Here is a 2,400-nt window from a genome sequence, read left to right as displayed (position 1 = left end):
CCTCTTCAATGGACAGCGACAACTGACGCGCGACTTCGACCCACATGTATTGTTGACAGGGCTCGGGATTTTCGAGAATTCTGCGATGCAGGTATTCAACAACCCTTCTAGCCATCGCGTTATGCTCGATGACTTTTCTGCGAGCGCGATCGTTCGAACCCGTCAGGTTTTTAAGGCGCGGCTCAAGGGGAAGTTGGGGCACGTTGTCTCGGTTCCTATGGTTTAGGACCGCAATAGGCGGCCCACTCGTCCATCAACACTCGGCGCTTTGCCAGTGCATCTGAACGCCGGTAGGCTGCTTCCGTTTCGCCTGCGATGACGTGAGCAAGCGCCTGCTCACAGACCTCGCGCGGGAAGCTAGTCATGTCTCCGGCCCAATCTCGGAACGTCGAGCGGAAGCCGTGCGTGGTGGCCTTCGTCGTCGTGTGCCGCGCAATAGCTTTCGAGAGTGAAACATCGCTGAGTGGGCGGCCTCGCCGCAGTCCGGGGAAGATGAGACCCCTGTTCCCGTGGCGCTCGCTGATAGCGCTGAGAACTCGCAGCGCGGCGTCTGAGAGCGGCACGACGTGGGGCCGATCCGGGTCCCGATTTCCCTTCATGCGAATGGCGGGGATGGTCCAAAGTTTCTCGTCCAAGTCGACTTCGGCCCAATCTGCGAATGCGCCTTCGTTGTAGCGGGCAGCCGTCAAAATGATAAAGCGGAGAAGCAGCGCCGAGTCCGCCCCGTCAGCGCAGAGCGACGCCATGAACGCGGGGAGCTGACCATAGGGAAGGGCAGGGTGATGCTGCACCTTGCGCACCTTCCGCTTGCTCGGGAGGAGGGGCTTGATGCGCTCGCGCCAAGCGGCCGGGTTGTCGCCAGCACGCTTTCCTTCGGCCTTGGCCGCGGCGAGGATCATTTCGATTCGGCCGCGAATGCGCGATGCCGTTTCGGGCTTGCTGTTCCAGATGGGCGTCAAAACCTTCATGACATCGGCCGTATCGATGGCGCCGATGGTCGTTTGGCCTATCAGTGGGTAGACGTAGGTCTTGAGCGAGTTCGTCCATTGCTGGCGGTGCTTCGAGTTTTTCCAGCCCGCCTCCATTCGAGACACGTAGGCTTCGGCGTACTCGCGGAAGGTCACCGCCTGCGCGGCCCTGGCCTGATTAGCGGCCCGCTGGTCGTTCCGATCTTCAATCGGGTCTTTGCCTTCCCGGATTAGCCTGCGCGCCTTGTCGGCCGCCTCCCGGGCCTCTGCGAGGCTTTGACGGGCCTTGTCTGTGCTCGCGTCAGGCGCTGACCCCAGGCCCATGTAGCGCTCTTTGCCGGTCAGCGGGGACGTATACCGGAAGACCCAAGAGCGCCCACCGCGCGGGTCGACGTCGAGCCTCAGGCCCCCGCCATCCGAGAGCTTGTCTCCCGGCTTGGCGTTCTTGACCTGCAGAGCAGTCAGACGGTGCAAGGCAGCGGTGCGAGTCGGCTGTTCTGCTCGTGGCGCCATGGGAAAGTGTCCTCCAAATTCCACGTCCGCCTCCACGTCGAGAACGTGGATACGGGAAGGGTTCGGAGGATACAATAAGACAGTATTAGACCCCAAGTCACTGTTCCGTCGTCGATTTTCGAGGCTGAAAAGACGTGGAGAGGGTCAGAAAGATACGTTGGTGGCGGAAGGGGTGGGATTCGAACCCACGGTACCCTTGCGGGCACGCCGGTTTTCAAGACCGGTGCCTTAAACCACTCGGCCACCCTTCCATCCGGCGCCGTTCCGGATCGTCGAACGACCGGGGCGCAGAATGCTGCGCGGCGGCGTCGGTGTACTGTTTAGGTTGCCGGCTGACGGCTCGTCAACGACGCTTTCGCCGGTGCGCCGAATCTGCCGGGCGAACGGCCGGGCTGGGCCTCGCCATTGCCCTCGTTCGTTCGATCGGTTGATCTGCACCGCGTCCGGCGCGGGTCGCGCGCGGCTCACAGGGACGGCGCACGAATCGGACTCGCGCTCGACAACGCCGTGATCGCGGCTGCGGCGGCGACGAAGCCGCCGGAAAGCGACAGTTGATGCCAATATGCCACACCCATGGTGGCCGGACTGCCCGATCCCGGTTCGCTGACGCGATCATCCGGGATGGAGGCCTGCGCGCTGGCAAGGCCGGACATGTCAAAGTTGCAGCTAAAGTTGCAGCTTCAGGTCAGTCCTGAAGGGTCGTTGTTGATGCGGACGAAAGCCGAACGTCGCGTCGGCTGTCCGACCTTTTCGTCGTCAGGCCCGCGAGCGGACCCCTTCGAACGCATGAGCCAGGAAGATGCCGGCGCCAACCAAGCCCATCACTGCTGTCATCGCTTCGATCATGTGAACACACCCTTGTTGCGCCCCGTGTGAAGGAAACGACGTGCAGCCCTGCACAGTCAAAATGATTCAGGTC

At 62.2% G+C, this 2,400-nt stretch carries 3 protein-coding genes and 1 tRNA gene; all 4 read right to left on the bottom strand.

The genetic code is table 11. From position 1 onward, the window contains the following. The coding region (locus BRAS3809_RS37095; protein WP_210161105.1) for a hypothetical protein at positions 1-202 on the bottom strand (202 nt) is incomplete at its 3' end. Between the two features lie 13 nt (positions 203-215). Next, entirely contained in the window at positions 216-1,481 is a 1,266-nt protein-coding gene (locus BRAS3809_RS19915) for a tyrosine-type recombinase/integrase (RefSeq protein WP_008963854.1), read from the bottom strand. A 161-nt stretch (positions 1,482-1,642) separates the two neighbouring features. Next, a tRNA-Ser gene (locus BRAS3809_RS19910) sits at positions 1,643-1,732 on the bottom strand. 213 nt (positions 1,733-1,945) lie between these two features. Next, complete coding sequence (locus BRAS3809_RS19905; protein WP_008963853.1) at positions 1,946-2,134, bottom strand: hypothetical protein; 189 nt, start codon at positions 2,132-2,134, stop codon at positions 1,946-1,948. Positions 2,135-2,400: the final 266 nt, after the last annotated feature.

The sequence above is a fragment of the Bradyrhizobium sp. STM 3809 genome (genome assembly GCF_000239795.1).
Lineage (GTDB): Bacteria > Pseudomonadota > Alphaproteobacteria > Rhizobiales > Xanthobacteraceae > Bradyrhizobium.
The sequence above is the reverse complement of the archived record's forward strand: the minus strand, read 5'-3'. Positions and strand labels throughout refer to the sequence as shown.